The following is a 17990-nucleotide window of genomic DNA, read 5'->3' on the forward strand; positions in this document are numbered from 1 at the left end:
TCGCTCTTTTTATCCGTGAATCTTGCCGAGCGCGTCAGCCACCAGGCGACGCTGCTGCTCATGGTGAACCTTTGCATACCCCACCGCGGGCGACGCCGAAGGATCGCGACCGGCATAGGTCAGCTTCTGTTCGCGGGTCACACAGTGAGTAAGATGGTGGTAGATCTGGTACCACGCGCCCTGGTTCTTGGGCTCTTCCTGGCACCAGACCACCGACTTGGCCGTCTTGTAGCGGCGCTTGAGCAGCGCGGAGAGCTGTGCCTCCGGGAACGGATAGAGCTGCTCGATACGCACCAGCGCCACATCATCCCGCTCCTGCCGGCGCCGTTCCTCAAGCAGGTCGTAATAGACCTTGCCACTGCAGAGCACCACCCGGCGGACGTTACTGGCCTTGATGCCCTCGGTATCGTCGATGACCACCTGGAAATGCCCCGCCGAGAGATCATCAAGCACCGAGGTGGAAAGCTTGTGGCGCAGCAGGCTCTTGGGCGTCATCACCACCAGCGGCTTGCGCCAGCGGCGCAGCATCTGGCGGCGGATCATGTGAAAGAACTGGGCCGGAGTCGACGGGATGCAGACCTGGATGTTCTGCTCCGCGCAGAGCTGCAAGAAACGCTCGATACGCGCCGAGGAGTGCTCCGGGCCCTGGCCCTCATAACCGTGGGGCAGGTACAGCGCGAGCCCGCAGAGCCGACCCCACTTGGTCTCCCCCGAGGCGATGAACTGATCAATCAGCACCTGCGCGCCGTTAGCGAAATCCCCGAACTGCGCTTCCCAGATCACCATGGTCCGGGGATCGGCCGTTGCATAGCCGTACTCGAACCCGAGTACGGCCTCCTCGGAGAGCAGCGAGTCGATGACGACGAAGTCGTCCGCGCTCTCGGAAATGGTTTTGAGCGGCGTGTGCGTGGAACCGTCGACGGCGTTGTGCAGCACCGAATTGCGGTGAAAAAACGTCCCTCGCCCGGAGTCCTGGCCGGTGAGCCTGACCGCATGGTCTTCCTCGAGCAGACTCGCGTAGGCCATGGTCTCGGCAAACCCCCAGTCCATCGCCAGCGCGCCCGCAGCCATCTTGCGGCGGCTCTCCATCACCGTCGCCACCCGCGGATTCAGCTCAAAACCCTCGGGCAGTCGCTGCAGCCGCTCCTGCAGGCCGCGGATACGCTCCACCGACACCGTGGTATCCACCGGCTCATCCCAGGCCGCATCAAAATAGGGCGACCAGTCGACGGTGAAGTCGTTTTCCTGCTCCTCGAGCGCGCCCGGCGCGACAACCTGTTCGGCGTCCAGGGCGTCGCGGTATTCGCGCTCCATGCCGCGGGCACGATCCTTGTCGATAACCCCCTCGGACATGAGCTGATCGGCATAGAGCTTGCGCACCGACGGCCGCGCCTTGATTTTCTGATACATCATCGGCTGCGTGGCCGATGGTTCATCCGCCTCATTGTGGCCATGGCGCCGGTAACAGATGAGGTCGATGACCACGTCCGAGTGGAAGGTCCGCCGATAGTCCATGGCCAGCCGGGTGACGAAGAGAACCGCCTCGGGGTCGTCGCCGTTCACGTGGAATATCGGCGCCTGAACCATCTTGGCCACTTCGGTGCAGTAAAAGGTCGACCGCGTATCCAGCGGGTTGGAGGTGGTGAAGCCGATCTGGTTATTGATCACCAGGTGCACGGTGCCACCCGTGTAGAACCCCCGGGCCTGCGACAGCTGGAAGGTCTCCATGACGACACCCTGACCGGCCATGGCCGCGTCACCGTGAATGAGCACGGGAAGCACCGACTCGCCGGTCTCGTCGGCACGCCGGCGCATGCGCGCCCGAGCCGAGCCCTCGACCACGGGATTGACGATCTCGAGGTGTGACGGATTGAAGGCCAGGGCCAGATGCAGCGGGCCGCCGGGCGTATCGATGTCCGACGAGTAACCCATGTGGTACTTCACATCGCCGGCATTTGCATGCTCGGGGGCGTGTTCGCCTTCGAACTCCGCGAAGAGCTCCGCCGGCGACTTGCCCATGATGTTGATGAGCACGTTGAGCCGGCCTCGATGGGCCATGCCGAGCACCAGCTCCTTGACACCATGGGCGCCGCCGCGCTGGACGATTTCATCGAGCACCGGGATGGTGGCCTCACCACCCTCCAGCGAGAAACGCTTCTGGCCCACGTACTTGCTGTTGAGATACTTCTCGATCCCCTCGGCGGCGGTTAGCCGACCGAGCAGCGCCTCCTTCTGCGCACCGTCCAGCTTCGGCTGTGCCTGCGGTTTTTCCAGTCGCTCCTGGATCCAGCGCTTCTGCGCCGTGTCGGTGATGTGCATGTACTCCGAGCCGATCTTGCCCGAATACACCCGCTGGACCTGTTCGATGATCTGTCGAAGCGTAAGCCGGTCGGGCGCGAACAGCGAGCCCGTGTTGAACTCCGTGTCCATATCGGCTTCGGTCAGCCCGTGGAAGGCAGGGTCCAGGTCGGGCACCTCCGGATGCTCGCGCAGATGCAGTGGATCGGTATCGGCATGCTGGTGACCACGGACCCGATAGGCGTTGATCAGCCGCAGCACCGCAGCCTGCTTCTGGGCCGCCACGGCGTCCATCCCTTCGCCGGCGAGCACCGCCCGCCCGCGCGCGCTGCTCCGCCCCATCTGTTCGAAAGCTTCGCGGATGGGACCATGCGGCACATCACGCACCCGGGACGGGTCCATGGACTCGAGATCGCGGAAGTAATCACGCCAGCGGGGTTCTACGGAGCCGGGATCACTCAGGTACTTCTCGTAGAGGGCCTCAATGAAATTGGCATTGGTTCCGTTGAGGTAGGAATGACTGAGCGTCTGCTCGAACGCACCACTCATGGCAGGTCACCTGCATCTGCGGAGGGAAAGCCTCGTTGAACGAGTTTGCGTCAAGATAACGCCGACCGACTCCAAACGCAACAGGCATGGGCACTTAGAGCTGTTTTCACGCACTTGCGCATGCCTCACCCACCCGGACCGCCGTTTTTTCTGACCTTAAAGTCAGTAACTGGGCCTGGGTAACCCTCGGAATCAATCAGGAATGATCGGAATCGGGGTCTGTCTCGACGGCCGCAGGCGCTTCAAACCAGCGCGAGAAAAAGATACCCAACTCGAAGAGCAGCCATACCGGCACTGCCAGCAACACCTGGGAAATGACATCAGGGGGTGTCAGCAGCATGCCGAAGGTGAAGGCGGCAACAATCACATAAGGGCGCTTGGCAGCCAGTGCCTGCCGGGTCGTGGCGCCGCTGCGGACCAGCAGGATGGTGGCGATCGGCACCTCGAACGCGGCACCGAAGGCGAAGAAGAGCGTCATGATGAACGACAGGTACTCGCCAATGTCGGTCATCATCGACACGCCCTCTGGCGTTGCCGCGGCAAAGAACTTGAAAACGAGGGGGAAAACCAGGAAGTAGGCGAACGCCATCCCGAGATAGAACAGCAGGATGCTGGAGATCAGCAGCGGCCAGATAAGACGTTTCTCATGCCGATAGAGCCCCGGCGCCACAAACGCCCAGAGCTGATACAGCAGATAGGGAATACTAAGGAAGAAGGCGCCGACCAGCGCCACCTTGAGTGGAATCAGGAAGGGCGTGGCGACCTGGGTCGCGATCATGGTGGCGCCCTCCGGCAGCACCGCCATCAGCGGTCCGGCCAGCGCCGAGTAAAGGGCATCGCGGAAGGGATAGACCGCGAGGAAAAGCAGCAGCACGGCGGCGGCCGAGCGAATCAGCCGCGAGCGCAGCTCCAGCAGATGACTCAGGAGTGGACGATCCTCATCCTGGTAATCCGGGTCACTGGCAGGGTCGCTCACCGGCCGTCTTCTCCCTCACTGTCGTCGCCGCCGGCCGCCGGCTTGACCGGCGTCTCCTCTGGCGCACCGGCAGCCGGCCCCTCGTCCGAGGGCGATGAGGTGCCACCCGCTTCTCCCTTTACGACCTCGTCCATCTGGCGCTTGGCCTCGCCGGCCTGTCGGTCAACCGCACGCCGCGTCTCGCGGAGACCCTCCGCGTTGACTTCGCGCTCGACCTCGTCGCGGATGGACTGAAACGACGCCCGGGCCCGTCCCGCCCAGAGCCCGAGTGTACGCATGAGCCGCGGGAGTCGTTCGGGGCCAACCACCACCAGCGCGATCGCCCCGATGATGAGCAGCTCCCAGAAACTGACATCGAGCATCAGCGGCTACTCCGGACGCTCAGGAACCGCCGCCGGGCCTGTCCTTTTCGTCCACCTGTTCCCGCTGCGCGCTCGAGGGCTGCTCCGCTTCCTCACCCTCGTCCTTCTCGAGGCTTTCCTTGCCTTCCTTGGCGGCTTTCTCGCTCTCGCTCATGGCGCTCTTGAACCCCTTGAGCGCACCGCCCAGGTCGGAGCCCACATTGCGCAGCTTCTTGGTGCCGAACAGCAACAGAACGATGACCAGGATCAGCAGTAGTGACCAGGGACTAATTCCACCAGGACCCATCTCGGACTACCTCCAGCATGTGCTATCGGGCGCTCTCGCCCTTGTTGTCCCGCGCCGCTTTCTCGGTGAGCCCGGAGAGCCCGAAACGACGCTCGAGCTCTGCAAGGACGGCCTCGGAGCCGAGCCCGCAGTGGGAAAGCATGACGAGACTATGGAACCACAGATCAGCGGTTTCATAAACGATATCGTCGCGATTGCCATTCTTGGCCGCGACAACGGTTTCCGTGCATTCCTCGCCGAGCTTGCGCAGGATGCGGTCGATTCCCGCCGCATGCAGCCCGGCCACATAGGACTGCTGCGGGTCAGCCGCGCGACGGGCCTCCAGCACCTCGTCGAGGCGGCGGAGTACTTCATCACTCACTGTTTCTGCCTCCGTACATGTCCGCGGGATCCCTGCGGACCGGCTCCGCAACACGCCATTGGCCATCATCCAGCTGCCTGTAGAAACAGCTGCGACGCCCCGTGTGACAGGCCACCCCACCGATCTGCTCTACCTGCAGGAGCAGTGTATCGCCATCGCAGTCCAGCGCCACACTCCGCACCCGCTGGACATTGCCTGACGACTCGCCCTTGTGCCACGGCCGCTGCCGGGACCGGGACCAGTAGACGGCCTCTCCGGTGGCGAGCGTGGCCTCCAGGGCCTGCCGGTTCATCCAGGCCATCATCAGCACCCGGCCATCATCGGCATCCTGAGCGATCACCGGCACCAGACCATCGGCGTTCCAGGTCACCTGATCCAGCCAGCTCACCGGCGCACCTCGATCCCCGCGGCGGCCATGTAATCCTTGGCTTCGGCGATCGTGTATTCGCCGAAGTGAAAGATGCTCGCCGCCAGCACCGCATCGGCATGCCCGTCGATCACGCCATCGACCAGATGCGGGAGGTTGCCTACGCCACCCGAGGCGATCATGGGCACACCGGCACGATCCGAAATCGCCTGATTGAGGGCATTATCGAAACCGATACGGGTACCGTCGCGATCCATGCTGGTGACCAGTAACTCGCCTGCGCCCGCCTCGGCCATCCGCTCGGCCCATTGCACGGCATCGATCCCGGTCGGCTTGCGTCCGCCATGGGTGAACACTTCCCAGCGGGGGTCAGCCTCGGTGCCGCCATGACGCTTGGCATCGACGGCGACCACGATGCACTGCGAGCCGAAGCGCTCGGCGGCCTCGCGGACCAGATCAGGCTCACGGATGGCCGCCGTGTTGATGGACACCTTGTCCGCACCGGCATTGAGCATGCGCCGGACGTCCGCCACCGAGCGGATACCGCCGCCCACCGTCAGCGGGATGAACACCTCCGAGGCGACCGCCTCAACCATGTGCACCAGCGTATCCCGTTCTTCGTGACTGGCCGTGATGTCGAGGAAGGTGAGCTCGTCCGCGCCGGCGCGATCATAGCGACGGGCGATCTCCACGGGATCACCCGCATCGCGGATATCCACGAACCTGACGCCCTTGACCACCCGGCCGGCATCGATGTCCATGCAGGGAATGATCCGGCGCGCGACACCCATGCTCAATCGCCCGCCACGAGCTGGTCGGCCAGGCGCTGGGCTTCGGCCAGATCGATGCTGCCTTCATACAGCGCACGGCCGACGATGGCCCCGCTGATACCCGCATCCGCAACAGCACATAGCCTGCGGACATCGTCGAGGTTGGTGACCCCGCCAGAGGCAATGACCGGAATATCGATGGCCCGGGCCAGATCAGCGGTGGCCTCGGCATTGGCCCCGCGCATCATGCCGTCACGCCCGATATCGGTGAACACGATGGAATCCACGCCGGCATCCTCGAAACGGCGGGCGAGATCGCTGGCGGAGGTCTCGGAGACACTCGCCCAGCCGTCGGTGGCGACGCGGCCCTCCCGTGCATCAAGACCGACGATGATATGACCGGGAAACTCCAGGCAGGCGTCGTCCACGAAATGCGGAGCACGCACGGCCTGGGTGCCGATGATCACATGATTGACGCCGACATCGAGATAGGTCTGGATGACTTCGAAGCTGCGGATTCCGCCGCCTACCTGAACCCCCACGGTGGGATGGGCCTCGGCGATCCGGCCGATGATGTCCGCGTTGATCGGGAACCCGGCCACCGCCCCGTCCAGATCCACCAGGTGCAGACGCCGGGCGCCGGCCTTGACCCAGCGATCAGCGACCGCGAGCGGATCCTCCGAGAATACGGTCTCGTCATCCATGCGCCCCTGGCGCAGGCGGACACACTTGCCATCCTTGAGATCAATGGCGGGGATCAGCTGCATGGTTCTCCATCCCAGGACAGGAAGTTTTTCAGCAGTCGCAGCCCCGGCTGCTGGCTTTTCTCAGGGTGAAACTGCGTGGCGAAGACATTGGCCGCCCCGATGGCCGCCGCGAAAGAGGCACCGTAATCACTCCGGCCCTGGACGATGGACTCGTCATCGGGATCGACATAATAGCTGTGTACGAAATAGAACCGCACCTCGTCGGCAATGCCGGCGAACAGTGGATGCGAGCGAACCTGATGTAAACGATTCCACCCCATATGCGGGATCTTGAGCCGGGGGTCATCGCCGGTCAGCCGACGGAAATGGCGAACGGTGCCCGCGAAGTGGCCGAGGGCCTCGACGCCCTCGTTCTCCTCGCTGCGGGTCATCAACGCCTGCATGCCCATGCAGATGCCCAGGAACGGCCGATCGCGCATCACCCTGTCCAGCACATCCACCAGCTCATGGCGATGGAGTGCACTCATGCAGTCGCGCACCGCCCCCTGACCGGGGAATACGATGCGTTCGGCGGCATCAATCACGGCCGGTTCATCGGTGACCTGCACCCGCGGTGCCCCGACATGGACCAGCGCCCTTTCCACGGAACGCAGGTTGCCCATCCCGTAGTCGATTACCGCGATGCTCATCGCCGAGGTCTCCCGTTCAATCCGTTCAGAGTGCCCCCTTGGTGGAAGGTAGCGAATCGCCCAGCCGGAGATCCGGTGAGCAGGCCATGCGCAACGCGCGCCCACCCGCCTTGAACAGCGTCTCGGCGATATGGTGGGCATTGTCGCCATGCAGCGCATCCATGTGCAGCGTCACGGCCGCATGGCTGGCGAAGCCCTGCCAGAACTCCCTCACCAGCTGGGTATCGAATTCACCGATACGCTCTACTGGAAAGGCGGCGCGAAAGAAGAGGCCCGGACGGCCCGAGAAATCCACGACCACCCGCGACAGCGCCTCGTCCAGCGGGCAGTAGGCGTGGCCATAGCGCACCATGCCACGCTTGTCACCGACCGCCTCGGCGAAGGCCTGCCCCAGCGTGATGCCCACATCCTCGACCGTGTGGTGCGCGTCGATATGCAGATCGCCATCGGCGACGATGTCCAGGTCGAAAAGCCCGTGCCGCGCCAGTTGATCCAGCATATGATCGAAGAAACCGACACCTGTGCGGCGCTCACCATCGCCACTGCCGTCGAGATCGAGGCTTACGCGGATTCGCGTCTCCAGCGTATTGCGCTCGATGGTTGCCTTGCGTTCGCTCATGGGTTGGGACCGCCTCACTGCCGACGCGGCGCAGGATACCATGCCGCCGTTACGGCCGTGAGCGGGGAGAAACCGTCAACCAGAATGTGACCGGGCCGTCGTTGCACAGGCTGACCTGCATATCGGCGCCGAAAACCCCGGCGGCTACCGGCGAATGATGCGCCCGGGCGGTTGACTCCAGGTCGGCGAAGCGTGACCGTGCCTCGGCCGGATCCGCGCCACCGGAGAACCCGGGCCGCGAACCCTTGCGGGTGTCCGCCAGCAGGGTGAACTGAGGCACCAGCAGCAGCCCACCCCCGATGTCCGAAACGCTGCGGTTCATGCGCCCGGCGGCGTCGGCAAAGACCCGGTAACCGAGCAGACGCTCCAGCAACCGCCGGGCCGTCGCCGCGTCATCCCCGCGTTCAACGCCGACGAGGACAAGCAGCCCGCTACCGATGGCACCCACCGGCTCACCGTCGATGCGCACCTCGGCATGTGTGACCCGCTGGAGCAGCCCGATCATTCGCCTTCCAGTCGCTTCAGGCGCACCTCGAGCTCGCGCACGATCTGCATGTCCCCGCGACGGCGCGCCGCTTCCAGCCCCTGACGGAAAGTCGCTGCCGCCGCCCCGGTGTCGCCGGCCCTCAGTTGCAGGCGCCCAAGCGCCCTCCAGGCCGCCGAGTAGTCGGGGTCGAACTCGATGGCCTTGTTGAGATGCCGGACAGCTTCCTCCGTACTGCCGTCGCGGGCCATCGCCTCACCCAGCGTCAGGCGGGGCATCGCCCCGTCCCGACCGCCCTCGATCATCTTGCGGAGTGCGTTGATGTCCATGACTGACAGACTAGCAATCCGCCCGTCACCGCCGCCAGAAGGCTGGCGTGAAGAGCACCAGCAGAGTGAAGATCTCCAGCCGTCCCATGATCATCGCCACACACATCACCAGCTTGGGTCCGTCGCCGACACTGGCGAAATTGGCCGCCACCTCACCCAGCGCCGGCCCCAGGTTGGCCAGCCCGGACGCCACCGCCGAGAAGGCCGTGATCTGATCGAGCCCCATGGCGAGCATGATCAACATCAGCAGAACGAAGAGCAGCACATAGGCCGCAAAGAACCCCCAGACCGCATCGATCACCCGCTCGTTCACGGGGCGGTCACCCACCTTGACCGGAATCTGGGCCTGCGGATGGATGAGGCGCAGGATCTCACGCCCGCCCTGACGCCACAGCAGCAGCACGCGGATGACCTTGAGGCCACCCGATGTGGAGTTGGCACAACCACCGACCACGGCGACGAACAGCAGCAGCACGGGCAGAAAGGCCGGCCAGACATAGTAGGAGGCCGTGGTGTAGCCGGTGGTGGTTGCGAAGGAGACAACCTGGAAGATGGCGTGATGCCAGGTCTCTTCCAGGGGCAGGTTGTGGGCGGCCTGATAGATCAGCAATCCGCCCAGCATGAGGAAAGTGACCACGGCGAGCACGGTCAGGAAGGTGACCAGCTCGGGGTCGGTCCGCCAGGGCTCCGTGCTCATCCGTCGCCAGGCCATGAAATGCAGCGAGTAGTTAAGCGCCGAAATGATCATGAAGACCACCGCGATCATCTCGATCAGGGCGCTGTCGTAGTACCCCATGCTCGCGTCGTGGGTGGAGAAGCCACCGGTGGCGATGGTCGTGAATGCATGGCCGATCGCATCGAACGCGGTCATTCCCGCCAGCCAGTAGGCGATGGCGCAGGCCACCGTCAGGCCCAGATAGATGTACCAGAGGGCCTTGGCGGTCTCGGCAATCCTCGGCGTCAGCTTGGCGTCCTTGACCGGACCGGGCAGTTCCGCGCGGTAGAGCTGCATACCACCAATGCCCAGCATCGGCAGGATGGCGACCGCGAGCACGATGATGCCCATGCCGCCAAGCCACTGCAGCTGCTGGCGGTAGTACTGGATCGACAGCGGCAGATCGTCGATGCCGACAACCGTCGTGGCGCCGGTGGTGGTGAGTCCGGAGATACTCTCGAAAAGGGCATCCACGAGGGGAAAGTCCACGACGTCCTGGAGTACCAGCGGCACGGCACCCGCCATGCCCAGCACGACCCAGAACATGGCCACCACGAAGAAGCCGTCACGGGTGCGCAGTTCGCGCCGTGAACGACGGACCGGCAGCCAGAGCAGCGCGCCGAGGGCCAGCAGCAGAGCGAAGGTCAGGAAAAAGGCCATGGCGGCACCATCGGCCGCCGCCACACCGATCAGCCCTGGCGGCAGCATGGTGATGCTGAACACCATCAGCAGGACACCCAGCACGCGCTGCACGGCATCGGGATGCATGGATTAGCTCCTCCTAGAGGAAGGTGACGCCCACCGAGAAGAGCTTTTCGACGTCGGCGAGGCGGCTCTTGTCGACCAGGAACAGGATGACGTGATCCTCGGGCTCGATGACCGTGTCATGATGCGCCATCACCACCTCGTCACCGCGGACGATGGCGCCGATGGTCGTGCCCCTCGGCAGCCGAATCTGATCGATGCGCCGGCCCACTACCTCGGAACTGCCCGCATCGCCATGGGCGATTGCCTCGATGGCCTCTGCGGCCCCGCGGCGGAGGCTGTGCACCGTGGCGACGTCACCACGCCGGATATGCGCGAGCAGGCTGCCAATGGTGGCCTGCTGCGGCGAGATGGCCACATCGATATCGTCGCTGGACTGAATCAGATCGACATAGGCGGCCCGGTTGATCAGGGCCATCACGGTCCGCGCGCCACGCCGCTTGGCCAGCATGCCCGAGAGGATGTTGGCCTCGTCATCGTTGGTCAGCGCACAGAAAACGTCCGTGTTCTCGATGTTCTCCTCGAGCAGCAGGTCCTCGTCCGCCGCATCACCATGAAGCACGATGGTCTTCTTGAGTTCATCGGCGATCATCCGGCACTGGCGGGCGTCCCGCTCGATGATCTTGACCTGGTAACGAGTCTCGAGGGACTTGGCCAGCCGTGTTCCGATGTTGCCGCCACCGGCCAGCATGATGCGCTTGACCGGCTTGTCGAGCCGGCGCAATTCGCTCATGACCGCGCGGATGTTCTTACGGGCGGCCACGAAGAAGACCTCGTCGCCGGCCTCGATGACGGTATCGCCCTCCGGGATGATGGCGCTGCCGCGGCGATAGATCGCGGCGACCCGGGTCTGCACCCCCGGCACATGCTCGCGCAGCGTCCGCAGCTCCTGACCGACCAGCGGACCGCCATAGTAGGCGCGCACGCCCACCAGGCGGACCTTGCCGTCGGCAAAGTCCATGACCTGAAGCGCCCCGGGATGCTCGATGAGACGGCGGACGTACTGCGTGACCAGCTGCTCCGGACTGATCAGCACGTCGATCGGCAGGGCATCGGGAGCGAAGATCTGCGGATGTGACAGATACTCCACGGCCCGCACCCGGGCGATCTTGCTGGGGGTATGAAACAGCGTGGAGGCGATCTGGCAGGCCACCATGTTGGCCTCGTCGGAATCGGTCACTGCAATGATCATGTCGGCATCATCGGCCCCGGCCCGCTCGAGAACCGCCGGATGGGTGCCGTTACCGAGCACGGTCCGGAGATCCAGCCGATCCTGGAGCCCCTGGAGGATCTGCGCATCCCGATCCACCACGGTGATGTCGTTATCCTCGCTGGTCAGATTGGCAGCGACGGTACCGCCAACCTGGCCGGCACCGAGGATGATGATTTTCATGCGCGCCCTCCGCCGCTCTGGCCAGTCTCGCGCGGATCGATCCCCAGAGACCGGAGCTTGCGGTACAGATGGGTCCGTTCCATCCCCGCCAGCCGAGCCAGCTGGGCCACGCTGCCGTCGGCCCGCTGCAGTTGCTTCTGCAGGTAGGCGCGCTCGAAATGCTCACGCGCCTCGCGCAAAGGCAGATCGAGTGTCAGGGCCGGCGGCCATTCACCCTCTGTACTGCCCGTCCGCACGACAGAGAGCGCCTCTTCCACCTCGCCGACGTCGATGTCGAGTCCGTCGCCGAGCACCAGCAGCCGCTGCACGAGATTGCGCAGCTCCCGGACATTCCCCGGCCAGTCATGGTTACGCAGCCGGTTCTGTGCCGCCACGGTGAACCGCCGGTAACCGAGCTGCTCGGCCTCCACGAGACGGTCTACGTAGAAAGACACCAGCTCCGGTATATCCTCGGCATGTTCGCGCAGCGGCGGCACCCACATCGGGATGACGCTGAGAGAGTAGGCCAGATCCTCACGGAACTGCCCCGCCGCTGCCTCGGCGGCCAGATCGTGACGGGTGATGGCAATGACCCTGACGTCCAGGGGGATACGCTGCGAGTCACCGACCCGCTGGAACCCACCCGCGTCGATGGCCGAGGCAAGCCGGGTCTGCGCCTCGCCGTCCAGATCCGTCGCCCCATCCAGGATCAGCGTGCCGCCGGCCGCCGACTCGAGCCGGCCGGGGATCACCCGGCCACCGCGCTGCTGGCCGAAGAGTTCTTCGGCGGCGGACTGACCGGCGATCGTTCCCGCGGCGACCTCGACCAGCGGCCCACCACGCCGGGGGCTGAGGTGGTGAATATACCGGGCGAGGCATTTCCGTCCGCTGCCGGGCTCGCCCGTGACGAGCACCCAGCTCTCACTCGCCGCCACTCGCTCCGCCTGCTCGCGGAGATTGCGCATCACCGTGCTGCGCCCGACAGGCTCGATCATCGCCGACATGCCATCCGCCCCGGCAGCAGCGGTCACCGGCTGCTGCAGGGCCTGCTCGACCGTGGCGATCAGCTTGCCCATGGACAGCGGCTTTTCAACGAAATCCACGGCGCCCTGGCGGGTTGCCTCAACCGCCGTCTCCACCGTTCCATGCCCGGAGATCATCACCACGGGAAAGGCGGGCGTACCGCCGCCGGCCCACTCCCTGAGCAGCGAGATACCATCCTCACCCGGCATCCAGATATCCAGCAGGACAAGATCCGGCTGACGTGCGTGCAGCAGTCCACGCGCCTCGGATCCGCTCTCGGCGGTCGCTACCTCGTAGCCCTCATCCTCCAGGATTTCCCGGACCAGCCCCCGGATATCGGGCTCGTCATCAACGACCAGTACATAGCCCTTGCTCATTGTTCGTTCCCTTGCCGGACGTCATCCGGCATGACGCGGGGCAGGCGCACGGAAATGCGGGCGCCGCCATCAACGTTGCGGGCGCTTATCATGCCATTGTGCTCCTCGACAATCTTCTTGACGATGGCGAGCCCCAGCCCCGAGCCGCGCGGCTTGGTGCTCACGTACGGCTCGAAGAGCTGATTGAGCATGGACTCTGCAAAGCCCGGTCCGTTGTCCTGGACATCGAGCTCAATCATGTCCACGAAACGACCGCCACCCTGCCGCGTCGACACCACCACCCGGCAATGACCGGCCTCACCGGCCTCCAGTGCATTCCTCAGCAGGTTATTGAGCAACTGCCTGAGGCGACCCGGATCCGCCTGCAGCCATGGCAGATCTTCGTCAAGGTCGAGACGGAAGGCGGGTTGCTCCGGCTCACCACGGTAAAGCTCCACCACTTCGCGCACCAGGGCGTTGAGATCCACGGCCTGCGGCCGCAGGGCCGGTGGCCTGGCATACTCCGAAAATGCCTGGACCATCTCCTTCATGGCCTCGACCTGGTGAATGATGGTCTCGGTCGAGCGCTGCAACAGCGCCGCCTCATCACCGTTCAGCCGCGTACCCACCTTGTGCTGCAGGCGCTCTGCCGAGAGCTGGATGGGGGTCAGCGGGTTGCGGATCTCATGCGCCAGGCGCCGGGCGACCTCACCCCAGGCCGCATCACGCTGCGCCTGGATAAGGGTGGTCACGTCATCGAACACGATCACCTCGCCACCCCGGTCTCCCTCTCCCGGCAGCGTCGCGCCGCTGCAGATCAGCGCCCGCCGGCCCTCGCCGGTATCCAGGCTGAGTTCCGCCCGCCACTCCGAATCCGGTGACTGTCGATAGCCCGCGACCAGATCGACGAAGGGGCCGAAATCCGGGTAGCGGTTGACGAGGGTCGAGAGCGGACGACCGACGCCCTCGCTGAGCGGCACCGAGAGGATCGCACTAGCCGCCTGATTGTAAGTGCGCAGGCTGCCGTCCGGCGCCAGAGCCAGCACCCCCGAGGACAGCCGCCCGAGGACGGTCTCCAGATAGGCCCGCTGTGATTCCACCAACTCCTGGCTGTGGCGGGCCGCGTCACGCACGTCGGCCACCCGCCGGCTCATGTCATTGAAGGAGCGCACCAGATAACCCAGTTCATCGTTGCCACCCGGGGCCAGCTGGGTGCCATACTCGCCAGCCGCCATGGCGCGGGTCCCCTCCGCCAGTCGGCTGACCGGCGCCACCAGCCGGCGGGCCAGGTAGAAGGCGGACCAGACCGCGAACAGCAACGATAGAAGCAGCACCAGCGACAGCGTCAGGCTGAAACTGTCCTTCAGCGGTCCACGCAGATAGGCGAGCTCACGATATTCACTGAACGCTGTCTCCACCTCTGCCGCGAGATTGTCGATACGCGGCGAAACCTGGAACAGCCCCTGCAGGACACGGCTGCTGCCCGGACCGCCCGGCCCGGGCGCCGGTACCAGGGCACGGATATGCAGACCGGCATTTTCAATGGGATCGAGGCCCACATAAGGGCGTCCCTGGCGGAGCTGGAGCAGGATGCTGTCCTCCGGCCGGTGCGGCAGGATGTTGGCGGTGTCAACGCTGCTTGCGGCAATGATCCGGCCATTCTCGCCAAGCAGGGCCAGCTCGGAGGCGCCGGTCCGCGCACGCAGATCGCCCAGCGTGATGGGCGCCATCTCCTCGGTGACATCCGCCAGATCCCGGGCCGCATCCTGCAGCCGCTGCTGCATGTCCCGCATGCGCTGGTCGAGCGAGGCCTGGGAAAGGGCCAGGGCATCATCAAGTGCGTTCTCGACGCGCACGTCGAACCAGCTGTCTACGCCACGCTGCAGAAACTGCATGGAAAAACCATACACCACCAGACCCGGCACCACCGCGAGGACCACAAACAGGGCCATGAGCCGGAGCGTCAGGCGACTGCCCGTCTCGCGGGCCCGGACCGATCGCACCAGACGCCAGAGGTTATTGACGATCAGGGCCAGGAGAGCGACCAGGACGACGCCGTTGATCAGCAGCAGCCAGAGGTAGAGGCGGCCGAAGCGCACGGAGTTCTCGGTGGCGGCACTCAGAAGATATAGCGAGAGGATCAGCAGGACACTCAGCAGGATCCGCACGATCGCTTGGCGGGGAAGCTGCATCATGGTGACAACGCCCGGTAACGCGGTTCGCTGCGGAGCTGCCATTCGGGATTGATCCACGCCACCATGCGCAACAGTCGCGGGAGCTCGTCGACCTCCAGCCCGGTATCCAGACGCAGGCGATAGTCCGTGTCCGTATCCAGGCGGTCGAGACGCACCACGGGCCACGCCTCAACCCGCCCGAGGCGCAGCAGCAAGGCATCGAGGCTCCGATAGCTCCGGGACTCGCCACTCTCAAGCCGGGTCAGCACATAACGCCGGCTGATGGCATGGTACTGGAGCCGATAGCGGCGTTGCTGGCTGACCACAACGGCATCCCCCCACCACCAGCGGGCCGTCTGGAGCCGCAGTCTCTGAGCAATGACCAGCGCCACCCCGTTCTCCAGCGCCTCGGTCGCCGTGGCGCTGAGCGCATAGTCGATACGCGCGTCGGCCAGAACCAGCTGATCCGCCACGCGGATATCCAGCTCACTGACCCTGAACCCCCCGGTCTGTGCGAAGGCAGCCATCGCCGTCAGCAGCAGCGTGAGTCCGATTGCAGTCCGCTCAGCGTTTTTCCAGGCAGGCATAATAGAAGCCATCGACACCGGCTTCGCCGGTAAGGATCTGTTGACCGTATCCAACCCGCCGGCCCACGGGAAGCGCCGGAGGTACCGCTTGTGCATCCGGCCGAGCCTGCATGAACGCAGCGATCACCGCTTCATTCTCGGCCTGCAGGATCGAGCAGGTGCAATAGACCAGGCGCCCACCGGGGGCCAGCAGCGGCCACAGGGAATCCAGCAGGCGACGCTGGGCGGCCTGCAGACGGGGCGGGTCGTCGGCGCGGCGCAGCCATTTGATATCCGGATGCCGGCGGATCACACCTGTGCCGGAACAGGGCGCATCGAGCAGTATCCGCTCGAACGGACGACCATCCCACCAGTCGTCCGTTGCGGCCGCATCCGCCACCCGGCATTCCGCCTGCAGGCCAAGGCGCCCGAGGGTACCCGCGACCCGCTCGAGGCGCACTTCATCGTCATCGAGGGCAAGCAGGGCCGCATCGGAGCGCTCAAGCGCATGCGCCGCCTTCCCGCCGGGCGCTGCGCAGGCATCCAGCACCCGATGGCCCGGTCCCGGTGACAGCAACGCAACGGCCAGTTGCGCGGCGCCGTCCTGAACGGAGCAGTCGCCCTGGTCAAAACCGGGCAGGCGGCCCACCGCCACCGGGTGTTCCAGAACGAGCGCGTCGGGGAATCCGTCCAGCGTCCGGGCGGGCAGGCCCGCCTCCACCAGCCGCTGCTGATAGCCGGCAACGGACTGGCGCCGGCGATTGACCCGCAGAGTCATCGGTGCGCGGGTATTCTGGGCCTCGAGCAGTGAACGCCAGTCATCGGGCCAGTCATGCTGCAGCCGGGCCAGCAGCCAGTCGGGTACCGAGGCCCTGACCGCAGGCGCTGTATCAACCAGGGCCAAGCAGTCCTCCCGCTCGCGCTGAAATCGCCGCAGCAGGGCATTGATGAGCCTGGCGGCCCATTGCTTGCCCCGATGACGGGCCACGGCGACCGTCTCCGAAACCGCGGCATGGGCCGGCGTCTCCATGGCCAATAGCTGCTGCAGACCGATCTCCACCAGCAGTGCCATGTCCTGATCACGACTGCGCAGCGATTTATGCAGGAGCCGGTCGCGAATGGCTGCCAGGCGGCGGTGATTGCGCAGGACGCCATAGGCGATGGCGCGGCAGAACCCGGCATCGCGACTGTCGGCATCCGACGGCACATGCTCGGCCAGGGCGGCATCCAGCGATCGCCCGCCGCCGAGGACAGCGAGCAGCACGTCCAGAGCGCTGTCTCGCGGGTTAAAGGAGGATTTCGCCGACATGCATCGTATGCCCGCGGAGGAAGTCCGCCACCGCCTGAGCCCGGCCACCGGGCACCTGTACCCGAAGCAGTCGAAGGACACCGTCGCCGGTCTGCACGTCGATACCCTCGTCACTCACCGCAAGGATCTCTCCGGGCACGCCGGTGGTGGCGAAACCGGGCAGGCTCCGTGCCGCCCATATCTTGAACGGCGCATGATCACGGTGGCAGCGCATCACCGGCCAGGGATCGAAAGCCCGCACCCGGCGGGCAAGGGCATCAGCGGCTTCATGCCAGTCAACGCGACATTCCTCCGTGGTGATCTTGTCGGCGTAGGTCACACCCGCTTCCGGCTGATCGCTGGCGCTGATCCGGCCAGACAGCCAGTCGTCGAAACTGTCCACCAGCAGCTCCGCCCCCATGTCGGCGAGCCGGTCATGCAGGGTTGAGGCTGTGTCCTCCGCGCTGATGGGCGTTGATCGACAGGCCACGACCGGGCCGGTATCCAGACCGGCAGCCATTTCCATCAGGCAGACGCCGCTCCGCTTATCGCCTGCTTCGATGGCGCGCTGGATGGGTGCCGCTCCCCGCCAGCGCGGGAGCAGCGAGGCGTGAATGTTGAGACAGCCATGCGTGGGTATGCCCAGCACCGCCGCCGGCAGGATGAGACCGTAGGCGGCGACCACCATGGCATCCGGCGCATGGCCGGCCAGGCGGGCCTGAGCCGCGGGATCACGGAGGCTTTCGGGCTGCTCCACCACGAGCCCGTGCTCAAGGGCAAGGGTCTTGACGGGAGACGCCCGCAGCCGCCGTCCCCGGCCTGCCGGCCGATCGGGCTGCGTATACACAGCCGCCACCCGATAGCCGGCGTCGATCAATGCCTCGAGCGCCGGTACGGCGAATGCCGGCGTCCCGGCATAGACCACCCGTGGCGC

General features: G+C 65.3%; 19 protein-coding genes. All 19 read right to left on the bottom strand.

Features of this window, described 5'->3' with window-relative positions; all coding sequences use genetic code 11:
- Nucleotides 1-9: 9 nt before the first annotated feature.
- Nucleotides 10-2847, bottom strand: a complete 2838-nt coding sequence (locus V6X63_RS05215) for a 2-oxoglutarate dehydrogenase E1 component (RefSeq protein WP_367978334.1) — start codon at nucleotides 2845-2847, stop codon at nucleotides 10-12.
- A gap of 196 nt (nucleotides 2848-3043) precedes the next feature.
- Nucleotides 3044-3823, bottom strand: a complete 780-nt coding sequence (tatC, locus tag V6X63_RS05220) for a twin-arginine translocase subunit TatC (RefSeq protein WP_367967585.1) — start codon at nucleotides 3821-3823, stop codon at nucleotides 3044-3046.
- Nucleotides 3820-4185, bottom strand: coding sequence for a Sec-independent protein translocase protein TatB (gene tatB / locus V6X63_RS05225; RefSeq protein WP_367967586.1), 366 nt, complete (start codon nucleotides 4183-4185; stop codon nucleotides 3820-3822). The genes tatC and tatB overlap by 4 nt, the downstream gene beginning before the upstream one ends.
- 19 nt (nucleotides 4186-4204) lie before the next feature.
- Entirely contained in the window at nucleotides 4205-4471 is a 267-nt protein-coding gene (gene tatA, locus V6X63_RS05230) for a twin-arginine translocase TatA/TatE family subunit (protein ID WP_367967588.1), read from the bottom strand.
- 22 nt (nucleotides 4472-4493) lie between these two features.
- Complete coding sequence (locus tag V6X63_RS05235; protein ID WP_367967589.1) at nucleotides 4494-4832, bottom strand: phosphoribosyl-ATP diphosphatase; 339 nt, start codon at nucleotides 4830-4832, stop codon at nucleotides 4494-4496.
- Nucleotides 4825-5220 (bottom strand): phosphoribosyl-AMP cyclohydrolase, encoded by a 396-nt coding sequence (gene hisI, locus V6X63_RS05240; RefSeq protein WP_367967590.1) that lies wholly within the window; start codon nucleotides 5218-5220, stop codon nucleotides 4825-4827. Before hisI ends, V6X63_RS05235 begins: the two co-directional genes overlap by 8 nt.
- Complete coding sequence (gene hisF, locus V6X63_RS05245; protein ID WP_367967592.1) at nucleotides 5217-5990, bottom strand: imidazole glycerol phosphate synthase subunit HisF; 774 nt, start codon at nucleotides 5988-5990, stop codon at nucleotides 5217-5219. Before hisF ends, hisI begins: the two co-directional genes overlap by 4 nt.
- A gap of 2 nt (nucleotides 5991-5992) precedes the next feature.
- Nucleotides 5993-6736 carry a 1-(5-phosphoribosyl)-5-[(5-phosphoribosylamino)methylideneamino]imidazole-4-carboxamide isomerase gene (gene hisA, locus V6X63_RS05250; RefSeq protein WP_367967593.1) on the bottom strand — a complete coding sequence of 248 codons (744 nt, stop codon included), beginning with the start codon at nucleotides 6734-6736 and terminating at the stop codon, nucleotides 5993-5995.
- On the bottom strand, nucleotides 6727-7365 hold the full coding sequence (gene hisH, locus V6X63_RS05255) for an imidazole glycerol phosphate synthase subunit HisH (protein ID WP_367967594.1): 639 nt from the start codon (nucleotides 7363-7365) through the stop codon (nucleotides 6727-6729). The genes hisA and hisH overlap by 10 nt, the downstream gene beginning before the upstream one ends.
- 25 nt (nucleotides 7366-7390) lie before the next feature.
- Nucleotides 7391-7984: an imidazoleglycerol-phosphate dehydratase HisB gene (gene hisB, locus V6X63_RS05260; RefSeq protein WP_367978335.1), complete on the bottom strand. Its 594-nt coding sequence runs from the start codon at nucleotides 7982-7984 to the stop codon at nucleotides 7391-7393.
- Nucleotides 7985-8033: 49 nt separating this feature from the next.
- Nucleotides 8034-8489 carry a D-aminoacyl-tRNA deacylase gene (dtd, locus tag V6X63_RS05265; protein ID WP_367978336.1) on the bottom strand — a complete coding sequence of 152 codons (456 nt, stop codon included), beginning with the start codon at nucleotides 8487-8489 and terminating at the stop codon, nucleotides 8034-8036.
- A complete protein-coding gene (locus V6X63_RS05270) occupies nucleotides 8486-8797 on the bottom strand; it encodes a tetratricopeptide repeat protein (RefSeq protein WP_367967597.1) in 312 nt (103 codons plus the stop codon). The genes dtd and V6X63_RS05270 overlap by 4 nt, the downstream gene beginning before the upstream one ends.
- 25 nt (nucleotides 8798-8822) lie before the next feature.
- Nucleotides 8823-10280 carry a TrkH family potassium uptake protein gene (locus V6X63_RS05275; protein WP_367978337.1) on the bottom strand — a complete coding sequence of 486 codons (1458 nt, stop codon included), beginning with the start codon at nucleotides 10278-10280 and terminating at the stop codon, nucleotides 8823-8825.
- Nucleotides 10281-10293: 13 nt separating this feature from the next.
- The gene (gene trkA, locus V6X63_RS05280) at nucleotides 10294-11670 is read right to left on the bottom strand and encodes a Trk system potassium transporter TrkA (RefSeq protein ID WP_367967599.1); all 1377 of its coding nucleotides are present in this window, start codon (nucleotides 11668-11670) and stop codon (nucleotides 10294-10296) included.
- On the bottom strand, nucleotides 11667-13049 hold the full coding sequence (locus V6X63_RS05285; protein WP_367978338.1) for a sigma-54-dependent transcriptional regulator: 1383 nt from the start codon (nucleotides 13047-13049) through the stop codon (nucleotides 11667-11669). The genes trkA and V6X63_RS05285 overlap by 4 nt, the downstream gene beginning before the upstream one ends.
- Nucleotides 13046-15223, bottom strand: coding sequence for a sensor histidine kinase (locus tag V6X63_RS05290; RefSeq protein ID WP_367967601.1), 2178 nt, complete (start codon nucleotides 15221-15223; stop codon nucleotides 13046-13048). Before V6X63_RS05290 ends, V6X63_RS05285 begins: the two co-directional genes overlap by 4 nt.
- Complete coding sequence (locus V6X63_RS05295; RefSeq protein ID WP_367978339.1) at nucleotides 15220-15789, bottom strand: DUF4390 domain-containing protein; 570 nt, start codon at nucleotides 15787-15789, stop codon at nucleotides 15220-15222. The genes V6X63_RS05290 and V6X63_RS05295 overlap by 4 nt, the downstream gene beginning before the upstream one ends.
- A complete protein-coding gene (rsmB, locus tag V6X63_RS05300) occupies nucleotides 15767-17077 on the bottom strand; it encodes a 16S rRNA (cytosine(967)-C(5))-methyltransferase RsmB (RefSeq protein ID WP_367978340.1) in 1311 nt (436 codons plus the stop codon). Before rsmB ends, V6X63_RS05295 begins: the two co-directional genes overlap by 23 nt.
- Nucleotides 17055-17981 (bottom strand): methionyl-tRNA formyltransferase, encoded by a 927-nt coding sequence (fmt, locus tag V6X63_RS05305; protein ID WP_367978341.1) that lies wholly within the window; start codon nucleotides 17979-17981, stop codon nucleotides 17055-17057. The genes rsmB and fmt overlap by 23 nt, the downstream gene beginning before the upstream one ends.
- Nucleotides 17982-17990: the final 9 nt, after the last annotated feature.

This window comes from Spiribacter onubensis (assembly GCF_040838425.1).
Taxonomy (GTDB): domain Bacteria; phylum Pseudomonadota; class Gammaproteobacteria; order Nitrococcales; family Nitrococcaceae; genus Spiribacter; species Spiribacter onubensis.